Here is a 25,325-nt window from a genome sequence, read left to right as displayed (position 1 = left end):
GTCGCTGCTGCGAGCAGGGACAACATGCGCGTGTCCAAGGACACCGCCGATACGCCATCAAGTCGCGTCGTTGCGTTGCGTTGTTCAAGAATTCCTGCAACTCAAGGGTGTCACTGAGGACTTCCGGTCTCCAGCTGGCCAGCATCCTTGAGAAGTGCAAGCGCCCACTCCACACGCGCCGATGCGGTGGCGATCAGGTCATCCGGGTGCTCGCCCAGCAGCGCGCGCAGTTGATGCGGCGCGAACACCAGGTCGACGAAGTGGCTTGCCAACGCAGACGGATTGGCCGGTTGATCCGGGCCGTCCAGGATCGTCATCTGCACGCGCCGCAGCCCGCCCTCCCAGCCGATCCGGTTGACTTCAGCGGCAAGCGCTGGCGCGCGAATGGAGGTGCCGACGACCAGGCGCATCATGGCCACCGTCTGGGACTGTAATGCATGCGCAAGTATCCCTTGTCCTGCGCGTCTCAGGCGCCCCTCCAGATCCATGGGGACGCTGGCTGCGGCAGGCAGCGGCTGGGTATCGACATCGCGACGGACCACCGCCTCGAAGATGGCGTCTTTGTTGGCATAGCGCGCGTAAAGGCTTGCCTTGCCCGCGCCTGCCAGCCGCGCGATGTCCTCGCACGAGGTGTGCTCGAACCCGCGTTCCAGGAAGAGTTGCAGTGCCGCATCGAGTAAGCGCCGTTCGACATCACCCGCCTTATCGAGTGGCGGCCGTCCGCCTTTTGATTTTTGCTTGACCGCTTTCATGCACGAAAACTTACACGCCGCTTGCATTGCCATCAACTGAACGTTATCGTTCAGTTATTCGCTGCGTGGTCTGCCAAGCCGGCGAATGGCCTGGGTGCTGCGTGACAGACAGCCTGCATCTTCTGTTGCAGTTCCCGTTGCCGTCGTTGGCGCAAAAGACCCAAGCGAGAGGCAAGTCGTGACGTCAGATGTGAGATCCCCAATCGTTGTTGCAGGCGCCACCGGCGACCTGGGTTGCCGCATCGCCTTTGCCCTGCAGGACCAGGGCGCCGCGGTGGTTGCGCTTGTTCGGCAAGGCGCAGGCAAGGACCGTATTGCGGCCCTGCAACGCAGGAACATCACGATCCGCTACGTCGAGATGGAAGACGCCAACTCATTGCGTGAAGCGGTCGGGAATGCGGCATGCGTCGTTTCCGCGCTCAACGGCCTGGAAGACGTCATGCTGGGTCAACAGGGAAAGCTGTTGCATGCAGCGGTCAGCGCCGGCGTGCCTCGCTTCATCCCGTCTGATTTCTCGCTGGACTATACGAAGACACGGCCGGGCGACAATCGAAACCTGGATTTGCGGCGCCGGTTCAGAGACCAACTGGATGCCGCGCCGATCGCGGCCACCTCGGTTCTGTGCGGCGGTTTTCTGGAGCTTCTCGAGGGCAGTGCGCGCCTCGTGGTGCCGGGCCGTCGCGTCATGCATTTTGGCGACGCCAACCAGCAGCTCGATTTCACCGCCAAAGATGACGTTGCCAGCTACACGGCGGCCGCCGCACTGGATCCCACGGCACCACGGGACCTGCGCATTGCCGGCAACAGCATTTCGCCCAACGACATCGCGCAACTGCTCACCCAACTCACCGGGCAGCGCTATCGCACGCTCAGGCCCGGCGGGCTCGGGACGATGTCGGCAATCATCAGTGCGGTGCGTGCACTCACGCCCGCAAGCGATGATCCCTTCCCTCCCTGGCAGGGCATGCAATATCTGCGCGACATGATGAGCGGGCGCGGCAAACTGGTCCCACTGGATAACGATCGCTACGGTGCGCGCTCCTGGCAAACAGCCCGCAAGACACTGGCCAATACCTATGTACGGGAGTCTTGAGATGCGCGATGGCATTGCAGCGTTCCACATCCAGGTTGCACAGGCCGAGCTGGATGACCTCGCACACCGGCTCAGGCAAACGCGGTGGCCGAGTAAGGAAACCGTGGAGGACCACAGCCAGGGCCCGCAAAGCGAGCGCATCCGGCGCCTGGTGGACCGCTGGCAGTCCGGCTACGACTGGCGTGCGACCGAGCGGTTATTGAACGGCTGGAACAGCAGTCGCACCACGATCGATGGACTGGAGATCCAGTTCCTGCATGTCCGCTCGCCGGAGCCAGACGCGCTTCCGTTGCTGCTGACGCACGGGTGGCCCGGATCGGTGCTCGAATTCCGCGAGGTGATCGGCCCCTTGAGCGACCCGGTGGCCCATGGCGGGCAGGCGTCGGACGCCTTCCATCTCATCATCCCATCCTTGCCTGGCTTTGGTTTCTCTGCAAAGCCGACCGCCCGTGGCTGGGGCGTCGGGCGCACAGCTGCCGCATGGGTCGAACTGATGCGCCGTCTGGGTTATGGCGAGCGTTGGGCCGCACAGGGCGGCGATTGGGGCAGTGCGATCACCACCGCGCTTGGATTCATGCAGCCACCAGGCTTGCGGGGTCTCCATCTGAACATGGTGATGTTCGAACCCAGCACGCAGGACATCGCCGAGGCCACACCGGCCGAGCAGAAGATGCTGGAAGACGCCCAGCGCTACTACGCGGAATTTTCCGGCTACATGAAGCTGCAAAGCACACGGCCGCAGTCGGTGGGTTTCAGTTTGGCTGACTCCCCGGTAGGCCTGGCTGCATGGATCTATGCACTCTTTCAGGACGTCTCACAAAGCGACGGCGAGCCGGAGAACGTGTTCGCCTTGGACCACCTCATCGATGACATCATGCTGTACTGGCTCCCGAACGCAGGGCCCAGCTCTGCACGCCTGTACTGGGAAGCCGCGCATGAGGCGATGGCGGAGATGCCTTCGCATCCAATGCCCACGCCCACCGGCATCAGCATGTTTCCCGGCGAGCAGGTGCGCGTTTCCCGGCGCTGGGCAGAGCGACGCTTTGCGGATCTCCGCTTTTTCGGCGAAGCGGAGCGGGGCGGACATTTTGCGGCAATGGAGAATCCGCCGGTGTTTGTCGATCATCTGCGAACGACCTTTCGGTCTCTGCGATGACGGCAGCCGAGCCTGGCATGCCCGCATTGCCTTCGCGCCACGGCCCTGCCGACGCTGCCGATGTCTCCGCTTTGCAGCTGGAGCTGCTTGACGCCATGCCGGCACCGCCCCCTTGACCGCCGTCGCCTGCACGGGCCAGTCTCGGGGGCTGGCGCGGCGGGGAGTCGTGCCGCTGGCCTTCAACGGAGAACCGCCGTGGACCGTCGTACCTTCCTCACCCTGTCCGGCATTGGTGCTGCCGGGCTGCTGCTGCCGAACACGCGCCTGATCGCGGCCGAGCAGTTGCTCACACCCAACGATGCCGCGCGCAGCCGTCGCTTGTCCGATACCGCGCTGAGCACCGCCAAGGCGGCCGGTGCCAGTTACTGCGATGTGCGCGTGGGCCGTTATCTGCGCCAGTTCGTGATCACCCGCGAGGCGCAGGTGGAGAACGTGGTCAACGCCGAATCCAGCGGCGTGGGCGTGCGCGTACTGGCCGATGGCGCGTGGGGATTTGCGGCCACCAACACGCTCACCAGCGATGGCGTGGCCACCGCCACGCGCCAGGCGGTGGCGATCGCCAAGGCCAACGCGCGGCTGGGCGGCTCGCCGGTGCAGCTGGCGCCAGTGACGCCGGCCGGACAGGTCAGCTGGAAGACGCCGATCAGGAAGAACGCAATGGAAGTGCCGCTGCAGGACAAGGTGGCGCTGCTGATGGACGTCAACGCGGCCGCACTCAATGCCGGCGCCACGTTCGTGGCCTCGCGCCTGTTTGCGATCAACGAGCAGAAGTACTTCGCCAGCAGCGATGGCTCCTATATCGATCAGGATGTGCACCGGTTGTGGTTGCCGTTCACCGTCACCGCGGTGGACAAGGCCAGCGGCAAGTTCCGCACCCGCGACGGGCTGTCGTCGCCGATGGGCATGGGCTACGAATACCTGGATGGCGATGCCAGCCAGAAGCACCGGTTGCCTGGCGGACTCATCGGCTACGGCCACAGTTACGACGCGCGCGAAGATGCGATCGCCGCCGCCAAACAGGCACGCGCCAAACTCACCGCACCGTCGGTGAAGGCGGGCAAATACGATCTGGTGATCGATCCGAGCAACCTGTTCCTCACCATCCACGAGTCGGTGGGCCACCCGCTTGAGCTCGATCGCGTGCTCGGCTACGAGGCCAATTACGCCGGCACCAGTTTTGCCACGCTGGACAAGCGCGATGCCGGTTTCCGCTGGGGTAGCGATGCGGTGACCTTCGTCGCCGACCGCACCCAGCCCGGCAGCCTGGGCGCAGTGGGGTACGACGATGAAGGCGTCAAGAGCAAGCAGTGGGAGCTGGTGAAGGACGGCATCCTGGTCGATTACCAATGCACGCGCGATCAGGCGCATCTGCTCGGAAAGACCGAGTCCGATGGCTGCAGCTATGCCGACTCGTGGTCCAGCGTGCAGTTCCAGCGCATGCCCAATGTCTCGCTGGCGGCAGGCAAGACGCCGCTGGCTGTTGCCGACATGATCAAGAACGTCGAGCGCGGCTTGTACATCCACGGGCGCGGCTCGTATTCGATCGATCAGCAGCGCTACAACGCGCAGTTCGGCGGGCAGTTGTTCTACGAAATCGAGAACGGCCAGGTCACGCGCCTGGTGGAAGACGGCGCCTACCAGATCCGCACGCCGGAATTCTGGAATGCCTGCAGCGCGGTCTGCGATCAACGCGATTTCCGCCTGGGCGGCTCGTTCTTCGATGGCAAGGGCCAACCCAGCCAGGTATCAGCGGTCTCGCACGGGTCGTCCACGGCGCGCTTCGATGGCATCAACGTGATCAACACCGCGCGCGCCTTGGGTTGAGAGAAACTGGTCGGTCGCGGGCGTGGTGCCCCAGAGATTGAGCTTGCGCACCAGCATCGAACAGCGCGCATCACGCACTGTTCTTACCGCTCTTCACTGTGCACACCGACCATCTCGACAGGTCCTTGTCCGCCTACCGTCGCGGGACCTTACGCGGCATGGATGCCGCGTAAGAGCCTACACGGACGTACTTGCGGCGTGTCCTGCGATGGTGGGCGGGCAAGGGCCCTGCAACCAAGCCGCAGACCAAACGCTTTTCAACCAGACCCCCATGAAGCAAACACCGCCCCCGACGACCTGCTGATCGCACATGCACGATCGCAGACAACCACGCATGCCTGACATCCAGAGCTCTCAACGCGCGGCCACATCCATCGCAGCGGTTCAGCAGCGCTCGCCACACGCGCAGGCCCGCTGCGCCAACCGATTCATGCAGGTATAGCGTTTGCGCAACGACCCCTGCCGAAAGTCATTTGACGCAGCGTTCATCGCCCGGCAAGAATCGGCGATACCGCGCAGATAGCGATCTGTGCGTCACCACACTACCTGCGCGCCGCGCGGGATCATTGGGGAGTTGCCGTGCAGCGACGTGATTTCCTGGCCCTGACCGGGCTGACCATGGGCGGGCTGATCGTGCCCGCCTACTTCGGCAAGGCGATCGCCGCCGAGCAGTTGGTGACGCAGCTGGATGTGGGCCGCAAGAAGCGCCTGGCCGATGCCGGCCTCAACGCCGCGCGCCAGGCCGGTGCGAGCTATTGCGATGTGCGCATCGGCCGTTATCTGCGCCAGTTCGTCATCACCCGCGAGGACAAGGTGCAGAACGTGGTCAACACCGAATCCATCGGTGCGGGCGTGCGCGTCCTGGTGGCTGGCGCCTGGGGATTTGCCGCCACCAACGAGCTCACCGAACAGGGCGTGGCCAAGGCCGCCTCGCAGGCCGCCGCGATCGCCAAGGCCAATGCCAAGGTGCAGGGCACGCCGGTGCAGCTGGCGCCCACGCCGGGCGTGGGCGAGGTCAGCTGGAGGACGCCGATCAAGAAAAACGCGATGGAAGTGCCGATCAAGGACAAGGTAGACCTGCTGCTAGGCGTCAACGCTGCCGCCACCGCTGCCGGCGCCAACTTCGTCAATTCGATGCTGTTCGTGGTCAACGAGCAAAAGTACTTTGCCAGCACCGACGGCTCGTATATCGACCAGGACGTGCACCGCATCTGGGCGCCGCTGAGCGTGACCGCCATCGACAAGGCCAGCGGCAAGTTCCGCACCCGCGACGGCTTGTCCGCGCCGATGGGCCTGGGCTACGAATATCTGGATGGCGCCGCCTCGGGCAAGTTCGTCTCGCCCAATGGCGTGGTGAATTACGGCCTGTCCTACGACATGAAGGAGGACGCGATCGCCGCGGCCAAACAGGCGCAGGAAAAGCTCAAGGCGCCGTCGGTGAAGCCGGGCAAGTACGATCTGGTGCTGGACCCCTCGCACACCTGGCTCACCATCCACGAGTCGGTCGGCCACCCGCTGGAGCTGGATCGCGTGCTCGGCTACGAGGCCAATTTCGCCGGCACCAGTTTCGCCACGCTGGACAAGCTCAAGGCCGGTTTCCAGTACGGCAGCGACAAGGTGCATATCCTGGCCGACAAGATCCAGCCCGGCAGCCTGGGCGCGGTGGGCTACGACGATGAAGGCGTCAAGACCAAGCAGTGGGACCTGATCCGCGACGGCAAGCTGGTGGACTACCAGGCCATCCGCGACCAGGCGCATATCCTCGGCAAGACCGCCTCCGACGGGTGCTGCTACGCCGACTCGTGGTCGAGCGTGCAGTTCCAGCGCATGGCCAATGTGTCGCTGGCCGCCGGCAAGACACCGTTGAGCGTGAGCGATCTGATCAAGAACGTGGAAAACGGCATCTACATCATCGGCGACGGCTCGTTCTCCATCGACCAGCAGCGCTACAACGCGCAGTTCGGCGGCCAGCTGTTCTACGAGATCAAGAACGGCGCGATCACTCGCATGCTCGAGGACGTGGCCTACCAGATCCGCACGCCGGAATTCTGGAACGCCTGCAGCGCGGTGGCCGATCAACGCGACTACCGCCTGGGCGGCTCGTTCTTCGACGGCAAGGGCCAGCCGAGCCAGTCCTCGGCGGTCTCGCATGGCTCGTCCACCGCCCGTTTCGACGGCATCAACGTCATCAACACCGCCCGCTCGCTCGGCTGACAGGAGAAACCCACATGAGCATCCTTACCGAAGCGCAGGCCAAGGCCATCCTGGACAAGGTCATCAAGCTGTCCAAGGCCGACGAGTGCACCGCCACGCTCAGCGGCTCGATCGACGGCAATATCCGTTTCGCACTCAACAACGTGTCCACCAGCGGCATCGTCGACAACACCGACCTGCAGGTGCAGGTGGCGTTCGGCAAGCGTGTGGGCATCGCCACCATCAACGAGTTCGACGACGCCGCGCTGGAGCGCGTGGTGCGGCGTGCCGAAGACCTGGCGCGGCTGGCGCCGGAAAACCCGGAGTTCATGCCGGCGGTAGACAAGCAGACCTATAAACCCAGCCCCACCTTCAGCGAATCCACCGCCGCCATCGACCCTGCGTTCCGCGCGCAGGTGGCCGCCGATTCGATCGCTCCGTGCAAGGGCAAGGGATTGATCGCGGCCGGCTTCCTGGAAGATGGCCAGAGCTTTACCGCGTTCGCCAACAGCAAGGGCAACTTCGGCTACCAGCGCGGCGCGCGTTTCGACTACACCTGCACCGTGCGCACCGAGGATGGCCGCGGCTCGGGCTGGGTCGGGCGCAACCTCAAGGATGCCGCCGACTTCAAGGCCGAGCAGGACATCCGCATCGCCATGCGCAAGGCCAGCGACTCGTCCGAAGCCAAGGCGCTGGAGCCGGGCAAGTACACGGTGATCCTGGAGCCGGCAGCGGCGGCAGGCCTGATTTCTTTCATGATGCGCTACTTCGATGCGCGCATGGCCGACGAGGGCCGCAGCTTCCTGTCCAAGAAGGGCGGCGGCAACAAGCTGGGCGAGCAGGTCTACGACCCGCGCGTGAACATCACCGCCGACCCGTGGGATGCGCGGGCCGCCGTGCTGCCGTGGGACGAGGAAGGCCTGCCGCGCGAGAAGATGCCGATCGTGGAGAACGGCAAGATCGCCAATCTGCAGTACTCGCGGTTCTGGGCGCAGAAGAACGGCAAGCGCGCGGTCGGCGAGCCGGGCAACCTGCTGATGGCCGGTGGCGACAAGAACATCGCCGAGCTGGTGCGCGGCACCGAGAAGGGGATCCTGGTCACGCGCACCTGGTACATCCGCATGGTCGACCCGCAGACCGTGCTGCTGACCGGGCTGACCCGCGATGGCACCTTCTACATCGAGAACGGGCAGATCAAGTACCCGGTGAAGAATTTCCGCTTCAACGAATCGCCGATCATCATGCTCAACAACATCGACGAGCTGGGCAGGCCGGTGCGCGTGGCTGGCGATGAATCCAGCTACGTGATGATGATTCCGCCGATGCGGCTGCGTGACTTTACGTTTACCTCGTTGTCGGATGCGGTGTGACTGAGAGCCGGGAATCGGGAGTGGGGAATCGGGAATGGGAGAGCGGAGCAAGCTCTTCGCGGCCCGATGGTTTTCCTGCACATCCCGTTCCCGGTCTACACGCCCTGGCGGCGCCCGCGACGCGCCGTCATTTCCTTGGATTGCTGCTCGGTAGCGTCGCTGCGTTGGCGTTACCGCGGCAGGCGCGGGCGGCGGGCAATTACGATTTCTGGTTTACCCGGCTGCGGTATGACTCGGGCGATTGGGATGTGGATGCGCGCATGCCGTCCAACCTGATCACCTCGTTGATCGATTACACCCAGCTGCGCGTGGACCCGCAGGAGCATGTGCTGGACCTGGCCGATCCGCGCATGCTGCAGGCGCCGTTCTGCTATCTGTCCGGGCACAAGCTGGTGGAGTTCAATCCCGCCGAGCGGCGCAACTTCGAGCGCTATGTGCGCAATGGCGGCTTCGTGTTCGTGGACGATTGCAACCACGATATCGACGGGCTGTTCGCCACCTCGTTCGAAGCGCAGATGGCCTCCATCTTCGGCAAGACCGCGCTGCAGAAATTGCCCAAAAACCACCGTCTCTACAGCGCATTCTTCAAATTCCCCGACGGCCCGCCGGCCACCAGTTTCGAGCTCAATGGCTGGGGCGACGACCTGGTGCACGATTATCTCAGGGGCATCAGCATCGACGGCCGGCTCGGCGTGTTGTACAGCAACAAGGATTACGGCTGCGAATGGGATTACGACTGGCGCAACAAACGCTTCCTGGCCGAAGACAACACCAAGTTCGCAGTGAACATCGTGATGTATGCATTGACCAACTGAAACCACCCTGTAGGAGCGCGCTGGCGCGCGATGCCGTACCGGTAACGCCGCCTCGCGCGCAAGCGCGCTCCTGCACAGATCGCGTGAGATGTTTCACAGGCACGGGCACGGCATCCACCGCTAACCACCGCCGTCGCACCCGCGAGCCCCGCACGCTTTTGTAGGAGCGCGCTGGCGCGCGATGCAGATTCACCGGTAGCGCATCGCGCGCCAGCGCGCTCCTACGCCAGCAGTCCCACAACGAGACGTTTCCCATGACTTCCCCCAACGACGACACCCTTACCCGGCAGCTCTCCCAACTTGGCGCGTTGCGTGCGGCCCTGGCGCAGGCGGTGGTGGGCCAGGACGCGGTGGTGGAGCAACTGCTGATCGGCCTGCTCGCCGGCGGCCACTGCCTGCTGGAAGGCGCGCCCGGCCTGGGCAAGACGCTGCTGGTGCGCTCGCTGGGGCAGGCGCTGGAGCTGCAGTTCCGCCGCGTGCAGTTCACCCCGGACCTGATGCCCAGCGACATTCTCGGCACCGAGCTGCTGGAAGAGGATCACGGCACCGGACATCGCCAGTTCCGGTTCCAGCAGGGGCCGATCTTCACCAACCTGCTGCTGGCCGACGAGCTCAATCGCACCCCGCCCAAGACCCAGGCCGCGCTGCTGGAGGCGATGAGCGAGCGCACGGTGAGCTACGCCGGCACCACCTATGCGTTGCCGGCGCCGTTCTTCGTGCTGGCCACACAGAACCCGATCGAACAGGCCGGCACCTATCCGTTGCCGGAAGCGCAGCTGGACCGCTTCCTGTTGCATGTGCGGGTGGACTATCCCAGCGAGCAGGAAGAGCGCGACATCCTCAGCCAGACCACCGGCACCAGCAGCGCGCAGGTGCCCAGGGTGATGGATGCCGACAGCGTGCTGGCGCTGCAGCAACAGGTGCGGCACGTGCACGTGGGCGCGGATCTGCTGACCTGGATCAATCGCCTGGTGCGCGCCAGCCGCCCCGGCCCGCAGGCCAGCGAGGACGTGCGCCAGTGGATCAAATGGGGCGCCGGCCCACGCGCCGGGCAATCGCTGGTGCTGGCGGCCAAGGCGCGTGCGCTGCTGCATGGCCGCCTTGCCGCCACCCGCGAGGATGTCGTCGCGCTGGCAGCGCCGGTGATGCGCCATCGCCTGCTGCTGTCGTTCGCCGCCGAGGCCGAACAACGCAGCGCCGACGACGTGGTCGCCGCGCTGCTGCGCGCCGTGCCGTTCCCGGCGTGAGGCGGGTTGCGGCGTGAGCATGGACGTGCCGGCACTGATTCCCGCCGAGCTGCGCAGCCGCCTGCGCGGCCTGCAGTTGCGTGCGCGGCAGGCGCAGGGCGCGCAGGGGATCGGCCAGCACGCCAGCCGCAGCCGCGGCGCCGGGCTGGAATTCTCGCAATACCGCGCCTACGAACCCGGCGATGCCTTGCGCCAGATCGACTGGAAGCTCTACGCCCGTTCAGACCGGTTCTTCGTGCGCGAGGCCGAGCGCGAAAGTCCGCTGACGCTGTGGGTGTTGCTCGACGCCACCGCCTCCGCCGGCCAGGCCGACCAGGCGCGCCCGCAGGTCACGCGCCTGCAGGCGATGGCGACCCTGGCCGCGTGCGCTGCCGAGGTCGCGCTGCGGCAAGGCGACCAGGTCGGCCTGTTCGCGGTGCATGGCGATGGCCTGGTGGCCGTGCCGGCCGGTGGCGGGCCGCGCCAGCGCGACCGGCTCTGGCTGGCCCTGCACGGGCTGCGCGCCGGTGGCCGCTGGCCGGGCATGGACGCGCTGCGTCCGCTGTGGGAACGCATCGCCGCTCATTCACTGGTGCTGTCGATCGGCGACGGCTTCGACCAGGACCTGCTCGGCGCGCTGGAAAAACTCGCCGCCGCACGCCGCGAGGTGATGCAGCTGCAGGTGCTGACCTGCGACGAACGCGATTTTCCCTTCAGCGGCGGGCACCGCTTCCGCGACCCGGAAACCGGCGAAGAACTGCTCGGCGACGGCGCCGCGATGCGTGCTGCGTATCTGCAACGCTTCGGCGCTGCCCAGCGCGCGTTGCAGGCACGCTGGCAGGCGGCCGGCATTGCGCACGCGGTGCATTACCTGGATGCGCCACCGGATGCGGCATTGCGCGAGCTGTTTGCACACGGTGCGCGGCGATGAGCCAGCGCGCCGGCGCCAGCGCCGCAGCTGAGGGAGCGCAGCAGTGAACCTGCTCCTGCTGTTCCCCGCCGGCCTGGCCGCGTTGGCCGCACTGCTGCTGCCGTTGCTGATCCATCTGGCCCGACGCAGCGAACACCGGCCCACCGACTTTGCCGCATTGCGCTGGCTGCGCGCGCAGCCGCGGCCCCGGCACCGGCTGCGTTTCGACGAATGGCCGCTGCTGCTGGTGCGCCTGCTGCTGCTGGCCGCAGTGGCGCTGCTGCTGGCCGAGCCGGCCTTGCGCGACCACCAGCAGGCGCGCCCGCGCGTCGCGGTCAGCCCCGGCGTGGATCTGGCCGCGGCCCGGGCGCTCGGCCACGCGGCCAACGCGCAATGGGTGTGGCTGGCCCCGGGCTTCCCGCCGATCGCTGCCGATGCCACACACCCACCCGCCACGCCCGCCGGCACCGCGCCGCCAGTCGGCAGCCTGCTGCGCGAACTCGATGCCAGCCTGCCGCCGGAGACCGCGCTGCGCGTGATCGTGCCCAGCCAGTGGGGGCCGCTGGATGCGCAACGCCTGCAGCTGTCGCGCGAGGTGCGCTGGCAGGTGCTGCCCGGCCAGTCGCCGGCAGCCGCTGTGGCGCCCGTCCCACCGTTGCGGCTGCAGGCAATCGCCGATGCCCCCACCGAGCCGGCCCTGCGCTATCTGCGCGCCGTGCATGCCGCCTGGGCACTGCCCGGCGCATTGCCGGTGAGCGCCCCCAGCGCGGCCGAGCCGGCACGCTGGCCGGCCGGCACGGTGGTGGCGTGGCTGTCGCAGCGCCCACCACCGGCGCCGGTCATCGCCTGGGTCGCGGCCGGCGGGCAGCTGCTGCTCGATGCGCAGACGCCGGCCCCGCCCGCACTCGCGGGCCCGCTGCAAGCGCTGCTGCAGGACGCACACGGCGCCGCGCTGATCGATGCCGCAACGGTTGGCCGCGGCCGCCTGCTGCGCTGGGCCGCGCCATTGCAGCCGCAGCGGCTGCCGGCGCTGCTGGATGCCGACTTCCCCACCCGCCTGCATGACGCCCTGCAGTCGATACCCGCACCACAGCGCGCGCTGGCGCAGACCCAGCAGCCGCAGCGCGGCCCCGCCATCCGCCTGGCCAATGCCCCCTGGCCGCTGGCGCCATGGCTGATCGGCCTGGTGCTGCTGCTGTTTGCGATCGAACGCTGGCTGGCCACCGCGCCCCGCCGGAGCAGCGCGGCATGAGCACGCCAGCCCTGCACCACGCCTGGCAGGCCGCGCGGCGACGGCAGGCCGCAGGCGTGCTGCTGTGCGGGCTGCCGCTGGCCATGCTGCCGGCGCTGCTGGCGTGGCGTGCCGGTGCGCAGCCGGCGATCCTGCCGTTGCTGCTTCTGGGCCTGCTGGTGCTGATCGGCGTGGCGCTGCTGGCAGCACGCCGGCTGGACCAGACCTGGCTGATCCGCCGGCTGGATCGCGACGCGGATCTGGAAGACAGCAGCGACCTGCTGTTCGCCCCGGCCGGGCAGCTCGGCCCGTTGCAGGCCCTGCAACGCCAGCGCCTGGAACAACGCCTGCGCAGCACCCCGCGTGATCTGCGCCCGGCCTGGCCCTGGCGGCGCGCCTGGGCATGGGGCCTGCCCGGCCTGCTCGCCTGCGCCGCGGTGCTGCTGTGGCCGCACACCGCTCACCGGCCCACCGCAGGCAACGACCGGATCGCCGCCGCACGCGCCGGCACCGGCGCCCCCACCCTGGGTCAGGCGCGGCTGCACAGCACCCCGCCCGCCTACACCGGCCTGCCGCCCGCACGCCTGCCCGGCCTGGATGCGCGTGTGCCCACCGGCACCCGGCTGCACTGGCAGCTACAGGTCAACCCGGCCCCGCGCAGCGTGGCACTGCGGCTCAGTGACGGCCGCAGCATCGCGCTGGCCCGGCAAGGCAGCACCGACCAATGGCAGGGCCAGTGGGTCGCCGAGCGTGCCAGCCTGTACCGCATCCTCATCGACGGCGCGCCGGCCGACCGCCAGCTGCATCGCCTCGACGTGCTGCCGGACCGCCCACCACAGGTGCGCGTGCTGGTGCCCGAGCAGAGCCTGGTGTTGTGGACACCGTCCAGTGGAGGCTGGACGCTGCGCTTCGAAGCCAGCGACGACTACGCGGTCGCCGCCAGCGCCGAGCTGCGCCTGACCCTGGCCCAGGGCAGCGGCGAGAACATCACCTTCAAGACCCAGCGCCGCACGCTCGGCGGCAACGGCCCGGCCCGGCTGCGCGGCTTTTCCACCACGCTGCAGCCGCAGGCGCTGGGCATGACCGCCGGCGACGACCTGATCGCCCAGCTCATCGTGCACGACACCCGCCAGCCTGGCCCGCAGGAAGGCCGCAGCGCCAGCGTGATCCTGCGCTGGCCACCGCCGGAGCAGACCATGGCTGCCGGCCTGGAGGCCAGCGTCAAGCAGACCTTGCCGGCCTACTTCCGCAGCCAGCGCCAGATCATCATCGACGCCGAGGCGCTGCTGAAGGAAAAGCCGCGCCTGGACCCGGCCACCTACCTCAAGCGCGCCGACGCCATCGGCGTGGACCAGCGCCTGCTGCGGCTGCGCTACGGCCAGTTCCTGGGCGAAGAGAGCGAAGGCCCGCCCAAGGGCCCGCCGACCGCCGACGAAGCGCCGACCAGCGACGCCCCGGCCGACGATCTGCCCACTGCCGACATGCCCACCGCGGATGCGCCGGCAACGCCTGCGGCGCCCGCGCCCGCCCGGGACGAACACGGGCACGATGCGCACGACCATGCCGCCGAGGCCGGCGCTGCCGCGCTGGACGACCACGACCATGCGCATGGCGACGGGGCGCCGGAGCGCGGCGGCTTCGGCCAGGCGCAGGACGTGCTGTCCGAGTTCGGGCACACCCACGACCACGCCGAAGCCGCCACCCTGCTCGACCCGCAGACCCGCGCGCTGCTGCGTGCCGCGCTGGACCAGATGTGGCAGTCCGAGGGCGAGCTGCGCCAGGGCCACCCGGAGCGTGCGTTGCCGTTTGCCAACAAGGCGCTGGGCTTCATCAAGCAGGTGCAGCAGGCCGAACGCATCTACCTGGCGCGGGTCGGCACGCAGTTGCCGCCGATCGATCCCGGCCGCCGCCTGAGCGGCGACCGCGCTGGCCTGGGCGACCGTGCCGCCGGCCTGGACAGCCGCCCGGATCCGGACCCGTCGGCGCTGCAGTTGTGGGACGCGCTCGGCGAGCAGGCTCCGGTGCCCGACGCCACCCTGGCCCGCTACGCGCAGTGGCTGCAGGCCCAGCAGGAGGGCCTGCAGGATCCGCTGGGCCTGGCCGCGGCGGTGGAAACCCTGCGCGCCGAACCCGCTTGCGCCAGCTGCCGCGCCCAGCTGCGCGCCCAGGTCTGGCGCACCCTCGTCGCCCCGCCGGCCCCGCTGCACCGGCGCGCCCCTGCCGACGCGCGCGGCCAGCGCTATCTGGATGCCCTGCGCCAGGAGCCGCAACCATGATGCTGCCACCACCCCGGTTGACCACACGCGGCAGCCTGCGCCGGCTGCACGCGCGCACGGCGACCCGGCGCCTGTGGCCACGGCGGGCTGGATGCACGCAAGCGGAGCCGCAGGCATGACGCTCGCGCTGCCCTGGCTGGTCGGCAGTGCCTTGTTGCTGCTGGTGATGCTGAGCTGGTTCCGGCTGCTGCGCGCACATGCCCGGCAACCACGCGCGCGCGCGCGGCTGTGGCTGTTGCTCGCCGCCCAACCGCTCCTGGCCGGCCTGCTCTATCCGGTGCTGCTGCCGCCGCCGCGCGCCGGCAGTACGAGCGAACTGCATGTCGCCACCGCGGGCACCCCGGCAGACCAGGTTCGCCCGACTGCTGCGGCGTGGGTCGCCCTGCCCGAGGCGCCCGCCTTGCCCGGCGTGCCACGCGTCCCGGACCTGGCCACTGCGTTGCGGCGTGCGCCCGGCACCACCGCGCTGGTCGTGCATGGCAGCGGCCTGCCGGCGCGCGACCGCGACGGGCTGCGTATCCCTGTGCGGCTTGCGCTAGCTCCGCTGCCCACCGGTCTGGTCGCCGTCTCCACGCCGCCGCCGGTCGCACCCGGCGAACGCATCGCCATCAGCGCGCGCGTGCAGGGCCTGCCGGGCGCGCGGGTGGAGCTGCTGGACCCGGCCGGGCAGGTGGTCGACACCGCCACCGCCGATGCGGCCGGCCAGGTGCAGCTGCGTGGCCTGGCGCGCGCACCGGGGCAGGTGCTGTTTGCGCTGCGCCTGCGCGATGGCGCAGGCGCCGAACGCAGCCGCGTGCCGGTGCCGGTGCTGATCGCCGCAGTGCCGTCCGCACGCGTGCTGTTGCTGGCCGGCGCGCCGCAGCCGGAACTGAAATACCTGCGCCGCTGGGCCAGCGATGCCGGCATGCAGGTGCGCAGCCAGATCGCCGTCGGCCCCGGCGTGCAACTGGGCGAGGGCGCTGCGCTGGATGCGGCCAGCCTGGATGCGCTGGACCTGCTGGTCATCGACCAGCGCCGCCTGGTCGCCCTGGGCAACGCGCAGCGCCAGGGCGTGCGCGCCGCGATCGGCCGCGGCCTGGGCGTGCTGGTGCGCACCGATGGCCCCCTGGATGCTGCCGCCCGCGCCGCGCTCGGCGAGTTGGGCCTGGCCGTGACAGGCGGCAGCACCGGCGCAGCGGTCGCCGCGCCACGCTCGCTGGCATCGCCCGGCGCCATCGACCCAGCCGCAGCGCCGGCCGGCGCCGCGCCACTGCCGCCCCTGCAACGCCGCACCCTGCAGCCGCAACAGGCCGACGCCGTGATCGCCGCACGCGCAGACGACGGCAGCGCGTTGGGCTGGTGGCGGCCGCAAGGCCGCGGCCGCATCGGCATCGGCCTGATCGAAGACAGCTTCGCCCTGGTCCTGGCCGGCCGCAGCGACCTGCATGCCGCGCTGTGGGCGCAGCTGGTGAGCGCTGTCGCCCGCGCAGGCGGCAGCGCACCGGCTGCGGTGCAGGCAGGCTGGTCGCAGCACCGCATGACGTTGTGCGGTGTCGCCGCAGACGCGGCTGTCACCGGCCCTACCGGCGCATCTCAAGCGTTGCTGATCGATCCCGCCAGCGGCACGCGGGCCTGCGCCGCCTACTGGCCGGCCGCCGCAGGCTGGCATCGTCTGCAGACCGGCACCGAACAGCGCTGGCTCTATGTCCGCGCGCCCGGCGATGCCCCCGCGCTGCACACCCAGCAAACCCGCGACGCCACCGTTAGGATGGCCGCCATCGACACGCCCGCAAGCGTCGGCGCGCCAACAGCACAACCCGGCGCCCGCTGGCCCTGGTTGCTGGCCTGGCTCACGCTGGCCGCAGCACTGTGGTGGCTGGAACGACGCAGGCGCTGACTGCCGCAGCGCACGGCCACTTCATCAGCGCAGGCTCGCGTGCGGCGCGCTTTCCAGGGCCTTTGCACTCCACTGCACTGGAAAACAGCAGTGCTGCAACATCAGCAATCTCTCGGCGACACTTTCAACGCGACTGACGCGACCACACCCGGCAACAGTTGTTCGCCGGCAGCGCCACATCGTCGAGCAACTGCAAACCCACCGACGCCGCCAGTGCATCCACCGCTTCGGCATCGCGAATGCCCGATGCGGCATCGCGTTCGCGCAACATCGCATCGAACGCGCGATTGCTCTGGCTGGTGAATTGGCCATCGCGGTTGAACGGCCCATACACCACCAGCAGCGCATCCGGCGCCATCACCGCCGGCAACCCCGCAAACAACGCCTGCACCTGCGGCCAGCCCATGATGTGCAAGGTATTGGCGCTGTAGACCGCGTCGTAGCCGGCAGGCTCGCCCGCCTGCGCAGGCGGCAATGGCGGCGTGGGCGCCAGGCCCGGTGTCGGCGTCAGCACCGCCTGCAATGCAATCGGTGGCGGCGTATTCGGCAGTGCCGCCTCGTCCAGCCACTGCGTCATTCCCGGCAGATGGTCGGCATGATCGCTGGCCTGCCAGCGCGCCCACGGCATCGCAGCCGCAAAATGCACCGCGTGCTGCCCGGTCCCGGCGCCGATTTCCAGCACATTGCGGCGGTCGGCAAAGTGCCGTTGCAACACCTCCAGGATCGGGTCGCGGTTGCGTGCGGAGGCTGGTGAGAACGGCTTGGTCATAGGGAGCATCGAAAGAAACGTCAGGACATCTCTGCATTATGGATGCAAAACATCCAGCGAGCTCATGCGCTCATCGGTAGTTTTCACACAGGCGCATGCCCATCGATTTAGCGATCCCCATCCCAAATGCCTCGCTATCGTTTGTGCATGATGACGCGGGGACATACTCCAGAGGAGATCTGCATGAACAAGGCCGTTGCTTTTTTGACCACGAGTTTCCTAGCGATTGCTGCGAGTTTTGCTGCCGCACCCACTGCAAATGCACAAGCTTCCACTGTAATACTCGACTGCACAGGCAGTGATTATTGCTGGGCTGGCGTAGATAGCCCGGGATCACCAACGCCATTCAAATATGCATGGACCTTCAACAATACTGCTGGCGCCATCTTCCCCAGAAATTGCACCAACAGCGAGGATTGCAACTTTTATTGCCCACGCAGCAGTACGTTCATCACCGCCAATGTAATGGTGAGCGACGCCAACAATCAGTTTATCGGCTCGGCGAGTGCGCGCGCACTCTGTACACCGCAACCGCTCTGAACTCAGGCAGGAACATCGTCTGCTGATCAGCTGAAAGTGGCACCGGATCGCAAGGATCTGTCCCCATCCTTGCGGGTCCGGTGCCTTATCACCGTTTAGCTGGTCAATTTCTCATACGCACGTCGCACCGCATCCTCGCCATAGCGCCGCTCCAGCCGGCGCATGATGAAGTGCCCACGCGCCATCGCCTGGAAGTGGCGCATGAACACCGTATTGAGGGTTGCGCCGCTCACCGCACCGACCAGTGGCACTGCCTGCACGGCGAGTTTTTCGCCGACATTGACCGAGAACTTGGCCGCAACGCGCGACACCAGCGACACCAGCACTGGTGCGCCCTTGCTGGCAAAGCCGTGCGCGGTGACGTAATGCGCCGCAGCGCTGAGTTGTTGCGCCATTGCTGCGCGCACCGCGAAATAGCCCGACTCGGCGCCGTCGTCGCTGACACTGCGCCCGCCATGCGCCAGCACTTCCAGGCAGGCCAGCGCGGTTTCCGGATCGTGCAGCGATTCGCCTTCGGAACGGGCGATATCGGCAATGGAGCGCAGCATCACCGTGGTGGTCACCGGCAGCTCCACCAACAGCCCGGGCAGGCCGAAGAATCCGCCGGCACCACCGGCGACAGCCACCGCCATGGTGTGGCGTGCGGTGGACGCAGGCTGCTGCAGATCGGTCTTGCCGCGCAGGCTCAGTAATGCCGATTTCATCGCCACCTGCAACGCGCGGCGGGTGACGCCGTCGATGCTGCGGGTAACCAGTTTCGGTAGCCGTCGGGTGATCAGGCTCTCGATCGGCGCGCCCATTGCATTGGCCAGTCGGGCGGCCACGCCGGGGTTTTCCAACAGCGCGTGCGCGGTGGCCAGATCGCGTTGCGCGGCAACGTCCATCACCGGGATCGGAAGCGTCGTCATGCCTGCTCTTCGTTGTTGGGGGCTTGCGCCGATGGTACCCAGCACCATGTGAGCGCCGGACGAGCGAACTCGGCAAGCGAAAAACACCACCCTGCAATTGGCTGGCAAAATGCGCGATCATCGGGGTTCAAGCAGCGAATGCCGATCAGATGAATCGTGAGATCCGCCACAGCATCGTCATTGCGGCCGCGCCGGAAGTGGTCTGCGCCGCATTGTCCGAGCCCATGCAGCTGGCCCGCTGGTGGACGCGCGAGGTGAGCCTGGTCGAGGACCGGGTGCGGCTGGACTGGAGCCGGCAGGGCTGGCGGGTGGAGCTGAGCATTGACGACGGTGCCGACTACCGCCTGGTGCGCTGGCGCTGCCACGCCTCCAACATGCTCGACACCGACGCCTGGAAGGGCACGATGATGCGCTTTGACCTGCGTTCCACCAGCCAGGGCACGCAGGTGGAGTTCGAACACTCCGGCTATCGCGACTCGCCCTGCAAGGAAGCCTGTGCGCGCGGCTGGCGCTTCTTTTTGGGCAGCAGTCTCAAGCGCTATGTGGAAACCGGCGAAGGCATGCCGTCGGCCGACATGCGCAGCCCCGAGCTGCCAGCCAGCAGCGGTCGCGCGCTGCGCTAGTGGCGGCTGATGTCACGGCCGCCCGCTGGCATGAGGGCGACACGGTAGACGCCGATCCATCAAGCCACGCGCCCTGGCGTGCCAACTGTCGTCCCCGATGGCGACATAGCGGACCGCTCGCTCACGCCGGGTCCGCTTACGCCGTATGCGGCTGGCCCATGGCAGGCGCCGTGCTGCCGGGCAGCTGCGCATCCACCGTCACCGGGCTGTCGCCGCGCAGCAATGCGCGCGCCTCGGCATCGGTGGCCACCGCCGGCGGCGAGCCGCGCAGCGGCAGGCCGGCGGTTTCGCGCACGAACAGCATCGTCACCAGGCCGATCGCCGCCGCGCCCATCAGGTAGTACGCCGGCACCAACGGGTCACCGCTGCGCTCCACCAGCCAGGCGGTCACCAGCGGCGTGGTGCCGCCGAACAACGACACCGACACGTTGAAGGCGATCGACAACGCGCTGTAGCGTACCGGGGTGTAGAACAGCGCCGGCAGCGTGGACGGCATCGAACTGGTGAAGCACACCAGCGCCAGGCCGAGCAGCATCAGGCCGGCGAAGATCAAGCCGTCGTGGCCGCTGCCGATCAGCAGCAGGCAGGGGATGGCCAGCGCGAACAACGCGATGCAGGCGCCGATGATCATCGGCCGGCGGCCGAGCCTGTCGCTGAACAGGCCGCCGACGATGTTGAGCGGCATCATCACCAGCATCACCAGAATGATCAGCAACAGGCCCTTGCTCTCGGCATAGCCCATGGTGACGCTGAGATAGCTGGGCATATAGGTCAGCAGCATGTAGTCGGTGACGTTGAACACCAGCACCAGGCCCACGCACTTGAGCAACTGTGGCCAGTGCAGGCGCAGCATCGTCAGCAGGCCCTGCGCGGCGGTTTCGCGCTCGCGCTGTTCGGATTGCTCGGTATAGGCGCGAAATGCCGGGGTTTCTTCCAGTTTCATGCGCATGTACAGGCCCAGCAGCCCCAGCGGGCCGGCAATCAGGAACGGCACGCGCCAGCCCCAGTCGAGCATCTGCGCCTGGGTTACGGTCATGTGCAACACCGTCACCGTGGCGGCGCCGGCGATGTAGCCGCCCAGGGTGCCGAATTCCAGCCAGCTGCCCATCAATCCACGATTGCGGTCGGTGGCGTATTCGGCGATGAAGGTCGCCGCGCCGCCGTATTCGCCACCGGTGGAAAACCCCTGCAACAGCCGCGCCAGCAACAGCAGCGCCGGTGCCCACAGGCCGATCTTGGCGTAGGACGGAATCAGGCCGATGCTGAAGGTGCCCAGGGCCATCAGGATCATGGTCGCGGCCAGCACCTTCTGCCGCCCGTAGCGGTCACCGAGCGGGCCGAACACCAGCCCGCCGATCGGCCGCACCAGGAAGGCGACGGTGAACGTGGCAAAGGTGGCAATCAACTGCGCGGTGGGATTGCTGGCCGGGAAAAACACCTGCCCCAACGTCACCGCCAGATAGCCGTACACGCCGAAGTCGAACCATTCCATCGCATTGCCCAGCGCGGCGGCGCCCACCGCCTTGCGCAGCATGCCGCGGTCCACCACGGTGACTTCGTCCAGTTGCAGTTGGCGGCGGCGCTTGAACCAACCGAAGTGCGAGGCAATCGCGCGCGTGTCGTGCATGTGTTGTGTCTCCATGTGCGGCCATCGCTGCCCGCTCGCCCTGGCAACGCACAGGACACGGCGCATCACGCAGGCATGGCAATGGCACATGCACAAGATGACGCCGGAGGCATTCCCGGACGGCCGCGTGGACTCAGCGACGCTGCGGGACAGACGACCAAGGGATGGGCAATGCCCAAGGGCTTGATCAGCCCGTTATGGTACTACAGCGCGCAGATCGCTGCAGCCGCGCTACGGCAGCAGCGCTGAAAACTGCTTGTTTCAAGGCAGTTGGCGTGTTTGGCGCGCACCTTGCGCCCTCGGTGCACTGCGCAAGTCCTGCCGTAGTGCGCGCCATCGATCAGGCGTTGTGCATGCTTACACCAGGGCCTCACCCAGCTGCGACAGCAGCGGCTGCAGGTCCTCGCGCGTCTGCGGGCGCACGGCGCGCGCCACTTCCACACCGTCGCGCAGCAGGATGATGGTCGGCCATAACGTGACGCGGAACGAGCGGCCCAGGGGCCGCCCTTTTCCATCTTCGATCTTGCGGTAGTCGAGCGCCGCCACGCCACCCAGCAGTTTCTGCAGCAGCGGTTGCGCGGCAATGCAGTGGCCGCACCAGTCGGTGCCGAATTCCAGCACCTGCAGACCGGCCTGTGCATCCACCTCGCTGCGTTCGGGCGCCTGGGTGGCGTAGTTGCGAACAAACCCCATCGTCTAGCCGCTCCGGTGTGCTTACGACAATGCGCGCTGGATCTCTTCCAGCGGCAGGTTGGTCAGGTCCTTGGCCAGGTCGCCGACCAGGCGCTGCTGGGTTTCCTTGTGCAGCAGCGGGCGCACGCGGCCCAGCGTGGTCGGGTCGGCGACCAGCACCAGATGCGTGTACTCGTGCTTCAGCGCGCCATCGTTCAAGGCATGCGACAGCTGCTTGGCGAAGGTCATTTCGTCCATGTCCGCCTCGCTGAGATCCTGCGGCGCCTTGCCGGCCGGGCCATCGTCGTCGACGTTCTGCACATCGGTGCGCGCGTGCTGGCGCAGCACCACCTTGGCTTCGTTCCCGGTGTTGGTGAACCAGCGCGCTTCGCCGCCATCAGCCACCACCACCAACGCACCCTGAGGAATTTGCAGACTCATTCGATTCTCCTGATAGAACGGCGCTGCATGTGCAACGCCAGTCGGCCTCAACCTAGGTGAGAGGATGTAAGCGCCGCGCCTAGCCGGTGTCAGCGTGGCGTTAGCGTGGTGCGGCCAGCGGCGGCGGCGGCAGGCCCAGGTGCTTGCTGAAGAAACGCGCGGCCACCCGCAGCGCCTGCTGGCTCTCCGGCAGTGCATTGGTGAGGTGGAAGGCGTGCCCCAAGCCGTCCCACACATGCAGATCCGATTCGCGGCCCAGATCCACCAGGCGCGCATGCGTGTAGGCGGCATTGCTCAGCTCGGCAGCACGCGTGGCGGTCAGAAACAGCGTTGGCGGGAACTGCTGCAGCACCGCGTCGGAAAACACCGGCGACACCAGCGGGTCGTGGAAGTCCACGTTGTCGCCGTAGTACAGGTCTTCCCAGATCGGCAACGCACCGGCCTCGTCCGGCAGCAAGGCATCGTTGACTGCCGCCACCACAATGCGCGAATCGCCGCGGTAGCGCGCATCACCTGCGGCGCAGAACAGCCCGGCCGCCGCCGGCATCGGCAACTTCTCCTTGGCGAACCACGCCAGCGATTCACCAGTGAGCACGCCGCCTGCCGAACAACCGAACAGGCCGATGCGCTCTGGCGCATAGGTCTTGAGCGCGGCGCGATACACCGCCGCCACATCCTCGCTGGCAGCCGGGAAATGGTGCTCGGGCCCCATGCGGTAATCCACCGCGACCACGGTCATGCCGGTCATCGCCGCCAGCGGAATGGCTTCCATCAAGCCGAACGAGGCCGCGCTGCCCATCACGAAGCTACCGCCATGCAGTTCGATCAACATGCGCTTGGCCTGCTCGGGTGTGCGCGTGCGCGGCTCCACCCGCAGCACCGGCACGCCGTTCCAGGTTTCGGGCGTGATCTCCACCGCGTAGCGCGTGCGCAGCTGCGCAATCACGCCTTTGGCCCAACGCTCGGTGTCGGCGCGGATGCTCGGCAATTGCTTGAGCAAGGTGGCGTTGTCGGCCTTGTCCAACGGATCGGCGCGGGCCACCCCGGCGGCCATATGCGCACGCGCGGCCGGGCTCAGATACTCCGACACCGGCAGGTCGAATGCGGGCACATGCCGGATGCCATCGGGGGCCGATGCGGTCGCCGTTGGTGCCGGCTCGGCGGCGATTGCGTGCACGCTGCACGCGGTACAAATCAACGTGAGCGCCAGCGTTTTGTTCAACCAATGACGTGTCATGCAGTGCCCTCCCAGGCAAGTCAAACCGCCAAGGATACCGTCAGCGGCCGGCTTGCATCGCGTGCAGACAATGGCGCTGCATGTAACGACGCGATGTAACGAAAATGCTGCAACTACGCACACCACAGCGTGCAATCGGACCATCGCATCAAGCGTGCGCGAGCGTTCGCTATCGCAGGCAGGCAGATGCGTTTCCTTGCATCAGGCGGACATCGACATCGCGACCACCACGGCGTGTACCGGTGCATCGACGCATGCACTGAAGTCATGCGCTCAGGCAGCAGGTGTCGACGCTGCAGTCGGTGGCAGATGCTGCAACGCCTGCAGCGTGGAGGTGGTCAGTGGCGACGGCAGTGCGTCCAGTGCGAACCAGCCGATGTCGGCGATCGCCTCGGGCTCGCGGCGCTCGGCGTGCTCGCTGCCCTGGATCGCGGCCAGATACACCGGCGCGACCCAATGCTGCGGCGGCGTCAGGTCCGGCTCGAAGTAGCTGACAATGCACAGCACGCCTTGCAGTTGCACCTGCAGGCCGGTTTCTTCCAGCACTTCGCGCACCACCGCGTGTTCCACCGTTTCCATCCAGTCCACCTTGCCGCCGGGCAGGCCCCAATGGCCTTGCTCGGGCGCACGCCCGCGCTGCACCAGCAGCAGGCGGCCATCGGCGCGGCGGATGAACGCGCCGCAGCCAACGCGTGGACGTCGGTCGGTATCGATTGAGTTGGACATAGGCATTCCGCACGTTGTGGCGCGTAGTGTCCCAGATGTGCGGCAGGCAGGTGGTGCATCTGCGCCGTGCATGCCGGTGACGAGGATGCCGGCAAGGCTGCGCGATGCCGCCAGTCGATGCAGTGCATCGCACGCGCCTGCTCGCGTGATGCGCAGGGCGATCGCCATGGCGCCGCACTACACAAGCACCCGCTGGATCGAATCCACGCACCTGCAAGTGCATGCGCATACGGAGCGCCTCTCCACGCCCATCCACGCTGCCTTAGCGCCGTGTTGGCGAGGATGCGTGCAGCCCGCGCCGTCATGGCGCACCGTCCTGGAGGTTGGAATGTCGCGTATCGTCGTGATCGGTGGCCATGGCAAGGTCGCGCGTCTGCTGACGCCGTTGCTGGTGCGTGGTGGGCACTCGGTCACCGCACTGTTTCGCAATCCTGCGCACGCAGACGATGTGATTGCCGACGGCGCCACCCCGCAGGTGTTCGATATCGAACAGGCCGACACCGATGCCATCGCCGCGCAACTGGCCGGGCACGATGCGGTGGTGTGGTCGGCCGGCGCCGGTGGCGGCGATGCGGCACGCACCTACGCGGTGGACCGCGATGCGGCGATCCGGTCGATGCACGCCGCCGCGCAGGCACGCGTGCGCCGTTACGTGATGGTGTCCTATCTCGGCGCCGGGCTGGAACACGGCATCGGCCCGGACGATGGCTTCTTCGCCTACGCGCAGGCCAAGGCCGCCGCCGATGCGCAGCTGCGCACCACCCCGCTGGACTGGACCGTGCTGGGGCCGGGGCGGCTCACGCAGGAGCCGCCAAGCGGCCGTATCACCCGCGATCCGGGCAGCGATGCCGATGGCGGCGTGTCGCGCGCCAACGTGGCACAGGTCATTGCCGCGGCATTGGCCATGCCGGCCACCATTGGCAAGACGGTGGGCTTCATCGACGGGCAGACGCCGATCCAGCAGGCCTTGTCGCAGCTGGAATGAACGCCAGGCCTATCGCGATGCCTGCGCGCGGCGCACCGTGCACCGGACTAACGAATTCCTAAAGCCGGCCTCGGC

At 67.5% G+C, this 25,325-nt stretch carries 22 protein-coding genes; 14 read left to right on the top strand and 8 right to left on the bottom strand.

What is annotated here, in order from left to right:
• Positions 1-110: 110 nt before the first annotated feature.
• The gene (locus KHN93_RS00560; protein WP_211921491.1) at positions 111-752 is read right to left on the bottom strand and encodes a TetR/AcrR family transcriptional regulator; all 642 of its coding nucleotides are present in this window, start codon (positions 750-752) and stop codon (positions 111-113) included.
• A gap of 178 nt (positions 753-930) precedes the next feature.
• Between KHN93_RS00560 and KHN93_RS00555 the strand changes: the two genes are divergently transcribed.
• The 11 genes from KHN93_RS00555 (at position 931) to KHN93_RS00505 (ending at position 16,722) form a co-directional block, all read left to right on the top strand.
• On the top strand, positions 931-1,845 hold the full coding sequence (locus KHN93_RS00555; protein WP_212579569.1) for an NmrA family NAD(P)-binding protein: 915 nt from the start codon (positions 931-933) through the stop codon (positions 1,843-1,845).
• Position 1,846: 1 nt separating this feature from the next.
• Positions 1,847-3,001: an epoxide hydrolase family protein gene (locus KHN93_RS00550; protein WP_211921489.1), complete on the top strand. Its 1,155-nt coding sequence runs from the start codon at positions 1,847-1,849 to the stop codon at positions 2,999-3,001.
• A gap of 195 nt (positions 3,002-3,196) precedes the next feature.
• Positions 3,197-4,825 (top strand): TldD/PmbA family protein, encoded by a 1,629-nt coding sequence (locus KHN93_RS00545; protein ID WP_184353057.1) that lies wholly within the window; start codon positions 3,197-3,199, stop codon positions 4,823-4,825.
• A 579-nt stretch (positions 4,826-5,404) separates the two neighbouring features.
• Positions 5,405-7,039 (top strand): TldD/PmbA family protein, encoded by a 1,635-nt coding sequence (locus tag KHN93_RS00540; protein ID WP_167707536.1) that lies wholly within the window; start codon positions 5,405-5,407, stop codon positions 7,037-7,039.
• Between the two features lie 14 nt (positions 7,040-7,053).
• The gene (locus KHN93_RS00535) at positions 7,054-8,388 is read left to right on the top strand and encodes a TldD/PmbA family protein (RefSeq protein ID WP_039517956.1); all 1,335 of its coding nucleotides are present in this window, start codon (positions 7,054-7,056) and stop codon (positions 8,386-8,388) included.
• Complete coding sequence (locus KHN93_RS00530; RefSeq protein ID WP_102255277.1) at positions 8,385-9,203, top strand: DUF4159 domain-containing protein; 819 nt, start codon at positions 8,385-8,387, stop codon at positions 9,201-9,203. The genes KHN93_RS00535 and KHN93_RS00530 overlap by 4 nt, the downstream gene beginning before the upstream one ends.
• A gap of 254 nt (positions 9,204-9,457) precedes the next feature.
• Positions 9,458-10,450 (top strand): AAA family ATPase, encoded by a 993-nt coding sequence (locus tag KHN93_RS00525; RefSeq protein WP_024940482.1) that lies wholly within the window; start codon positions 9,458-9,460, stop codon positions 10,448-10,450.
• A 13-nt stretch (positions 10,451-10,463) separates the two neighbouring features.
• Positions 10,464-11,360: a DUF58 domain-containing protein gene (locus KHN93_RS00520; protein ID WP_211921487.1), complete on the top strand. Its 897-nt coding sequence runs from the start codon at positions 10,464-10,466 to the stop codon at positions 11,358-11,360.
• Between the two features lie 43 nt (positions 11,361-11,403).
• Complete coding sequence (locus KHN93_RS00515; RefSeq protein ID WP_211921485.1) at positions 11,404-12,591, top strand: BatA domain-containing protein; 1,188 nt, start codon at positions 11,404-11,406, stop codon at positions 12,589-12,591.
• A complete protein-coding gene (locus tag KHN93_RS00510; RefSeq protein ID WP_211921483.1) occupies positions 12,588-14,846 on the top strand; it encodes a hypothetical protein in 2,259 nt (752 codons plus the stop codon). The genes KHN93_RS00515 and KHN93_RS00510 overlap by 4 nt, the downstream gene beginning before the upstream one ends.
• A 115-nt stretch (positions 14,847-14,961) precedes the next feature.
• Positions 14,962-16,722, top strand: a complete 1,761-nt coding sequence (locus tag KHN93_RS00505; protein WP_211921481.1) for a carboxypeptidase regulatory-like domain-containing protein — start codon at positions 14,962-14,964, stop codon at positions 16,720-16,722.
• 124 nt (positions 16,723-16,846) lie between these two features.
• On the opposite strand, the gene KHN93_RS00500 is transcribed toward KHN93_RS00505, so the two are convergent.
• Positions 16,847-17,491, bottom strand: coding sequence for a DUF938 domain-containing protein (locus KHN93_RS00500; protein WP_211921480.1), 645 nt, complete (start codon positions 17,489-17,491; stop codon positions 16,847-16,849).
• Positions 17,492-17,674: 183 nt separating this feature from the next.
• On the opposite strand from KHN93_RS00500, the gene KHN93_RS00495 reads away from it, so the two are divergent.
• Positions 17,675-18,031 (top strand): hypothetical protein, encoded by a 357-nt coding sequence (locus KHN93_RS00495; RefSeq protein WP_146090922.1) that lies wholly within the window; start codon positions 17,675-17,677, stop codon positions 18,029-18,031.
• Between the two features lie 95 nt (positions 18,032-18,126).
• On the opposite strand, the gene KHN93_RS00490 is transcribed toward KHN93_RS00495, so the two are convergent.
• On the bottom strand, positions 18,127-18,915 hold the full coding sequence (locus tag KHN93_RS00490; RefSeq protein ID WP_212579568.1) for an EcsC family protein: 789 nt from the start codon (positions 18,913-18,915) through the stop codon (positions 18,127-18,129).
• Between the two features lie 173 nt (positions 18,916-19,088).
• On the opposite strand from KHN93_RS00490, the gene KHN93_RS00485 reads away from it, so the two are divergent.
• On the top strand, positions 19,089-19,562 hold the full coding sequence (locus tag KHN93_RS00485; RefSeq protein WP_211921479.1) for an SRPBCC family protein: 474 nt from the start codon (positions 19,089-19,091) through the stop codon (positions 19,560-19,562).
• Positions 19,563-19,698: 136 nt separating this feature from the next.
• Here the strand turns inward: KHN93_RS00485 and proP are convergent, their stop codons facing one another.
• The 5 genes from proP to KHN93_RS00460 all read right to left on the bottom strand — a co-directional run bounded on the left by proP (position 19,699) and on the right by KHN93_RS00460 (position 24,271).
• Entirely contained in the window at positions 19,699-21,189 is a 1,491-nt protein-coding gene (proP, locus tag KHN93_RS00480; protein WP_104596089.1) for a glycine betaine/L-proline transporter ProP, read from the bottom strand.
• A gap of 357 nt (positions 21,190-21,546) precedes the next feature.
• Positions 21,547-21,882: a thioredoxin family protein gene (locus KHN93_RS00475; protein ID WP_211921477.1), complete on the bottom strand. Its 336-nt coding sequence runs from the start codon at positions 21,880-21,882 to the stop codon at positions 21,547-21,549.
• Between the two features lie 21 nt (positions 21,883-21,903).
• Positions 21,904-22,302 (bottom strand): host attachment family protein, encoded by a 399-nt coding sequence (locus KHN93_RS00470; protein ID WP_016902952.1) that lies wholly within the window; start codon positions 22,300-22,302, stop codon positions 21,904-21,906.
• A 100-nt stretch (positions 22,303-22,402) separates the two neighbouring features.
• The gene (locus KHN93_RS00465; RefSeq protein WP_211921476.1) at positions 22,403-23,539 is read right to left on the bottom strand and encodes an alpha/beta hydrolase; all 1,137 of its coding nucleotides are present in this window, start codon (positions 23,537-23,539) and stop codon (positions 22,403-22,405) included.
• 273 nt (positions 23,540-23,812) lie between these two features.
• On the bottom strand, positions 23,813-24,271 hold the full coding sequence (locus KHN93_RS00460) for an NUDIX hydrolase (protein ID WP_211921473.1): 459 nt from the start codon (positions 24,269-24,271) through the stop codon (positions 23,813-23,815).
• A 322-nt stretch (positions 24,272-24,593) separates the two neighbouring features.
• Here KHN93_RS00460 and KHN93_RS00455 point away from each other — a divergent pair, with 322 nt between their 5' ends.
• Complete coding sequence (locus KHN93_RS00455) at positions 24,594-25,250, top strand: SDR family oxidoreductase (RefSeq protein ID WP_039529366.1); 657 nt, start codon at positions 24,594-24,596, stop codon at positions 25,248-25,250.
• The last annotated feature ends 75 nt before the right edge of the window (positions 25,251-25,325 follow it).

This window comes from Xanthomonas arboricola pv. juglandis (assembly GCF_905367715.1).
GTDB lineage: Bacteria > Pseudomonadota > Gammaproteobacteria > Xanthomonadales > Xanthomonadaceae > Xanthomonas > Xanthomonas arboricola.
The sequence above is the reverse complement of the archived record's forward strand: the minus strand, read 5'-3'. Positions and strand labels throughout refer to the sequence as shown.

Coding starts and splice junctions, on each gene's coding strand:
- KHN93_RS00510 (WP_211921483.1), top strand. CDS start 12,588: ATGAGCACGCCAGCCCTGCACCACGCCTGGCAGGCCGCGCGGCGACGG.
- KHN93_RS00550 (WP_211921489.1), top strand. CDS start 1,847: ATGCGCGATGGCATTGCAGCGTTCCACATCCAGGTTGCACAGGCCGAG.
- KHN93_RS00525 (WP_024940482.1), top strand. CDS start 9,458: ATGACTTCCCCCAACGACGACACCCTTACCCGGCAGCTCTCCCAACTT.
- KHN93_RS00500 (WP_211921480.1), bottom strand. CDS start 17,491: ATGACCAAGCCGTTCTCACCAGCCTCCGCACGCAACCGCGACCCGATC.
- KHN93_RS00460 (WP_211921473.1), bottom strand. CDS start 24,271: ATGCCTATGTCCAACTCAATCGATACCGACCGACGTCCACGCGTTGGC.
- KHN93_RS00495 (WP_146090922.1), top strand. CDS start 17,675: ATGAACAAGGCCGTTGCTTTTTTGACCACGAGTTTCCTAGCGATTGCT.
- KHN93_RS00455 (WP_039529366.1), top strand. CDS start 24,594: ATGTCGCGTATCGTCGTGATCGGTGGCCATGGCAAGGTCGCGCGTCTG.
- KHN93_RS00535 (WP_039517956.1), top strand. CDS start 7,054: ATGAGCATCCTTACCGAAGCGCAGGCCAAGGCCATCCTGGACAAGGTC.
- proP (WP_104596089.1), bottom strand. CDS start 21,189: ATGCACGACACGCGCGCGATTGCCTCGCACTTCGGTTGGTTCAAGCGC.
- KHN93_RS00490 (WP_212579568.1), bottom strand. CDS start 18,915: ATGGACGTTGCCGCGCAACGCGATCTGGCCACCGCGCACGCGCTGTTG.
- KHN93_RS00505 (WP_211921481.1), top strand. CDS start 14,962: ATGACGCTCGCGCTGCCCTGGCTGGTCGGCAGTGCCTTGTTGCTGCTG.
- KHN93_RS00475 (WP_211921477.1), bottom strand. CDS start 21,882: ATGGGGTTTGTTCGCAACTACGCCACCCAGGCGCCCGAACGCAGCGAG.
- KHN93_RS00560 (WP_211921491.1), bottom strand. CDS start 752: ATGAAAGCGGTCAAGCAAAAATCAAAAGGCGGACGGCCGCCACTCGAT.
- KHN93_RS00485 (WP_211921479.1), top strand. CDS start 19,089: ATGAATCGTGAGATCCGCCACAGCATCGTCATTGCGGCCGCGCCGGAA.
- KHN93_RS00470 (WP_016902952.1), bottom strand. CDS start 22,302: ATGAGTCTGCAAATTCCTCAGGGTGCGTTGGTGGTGGTGGCTGATGGC.
- KHN93_RS00465 (WP_211921476.1), bottom strand. CDS start 23,539: ATGACACGTCATTGGTTGAACAAAACGCTGGCGCTCACGTTGATTTGT.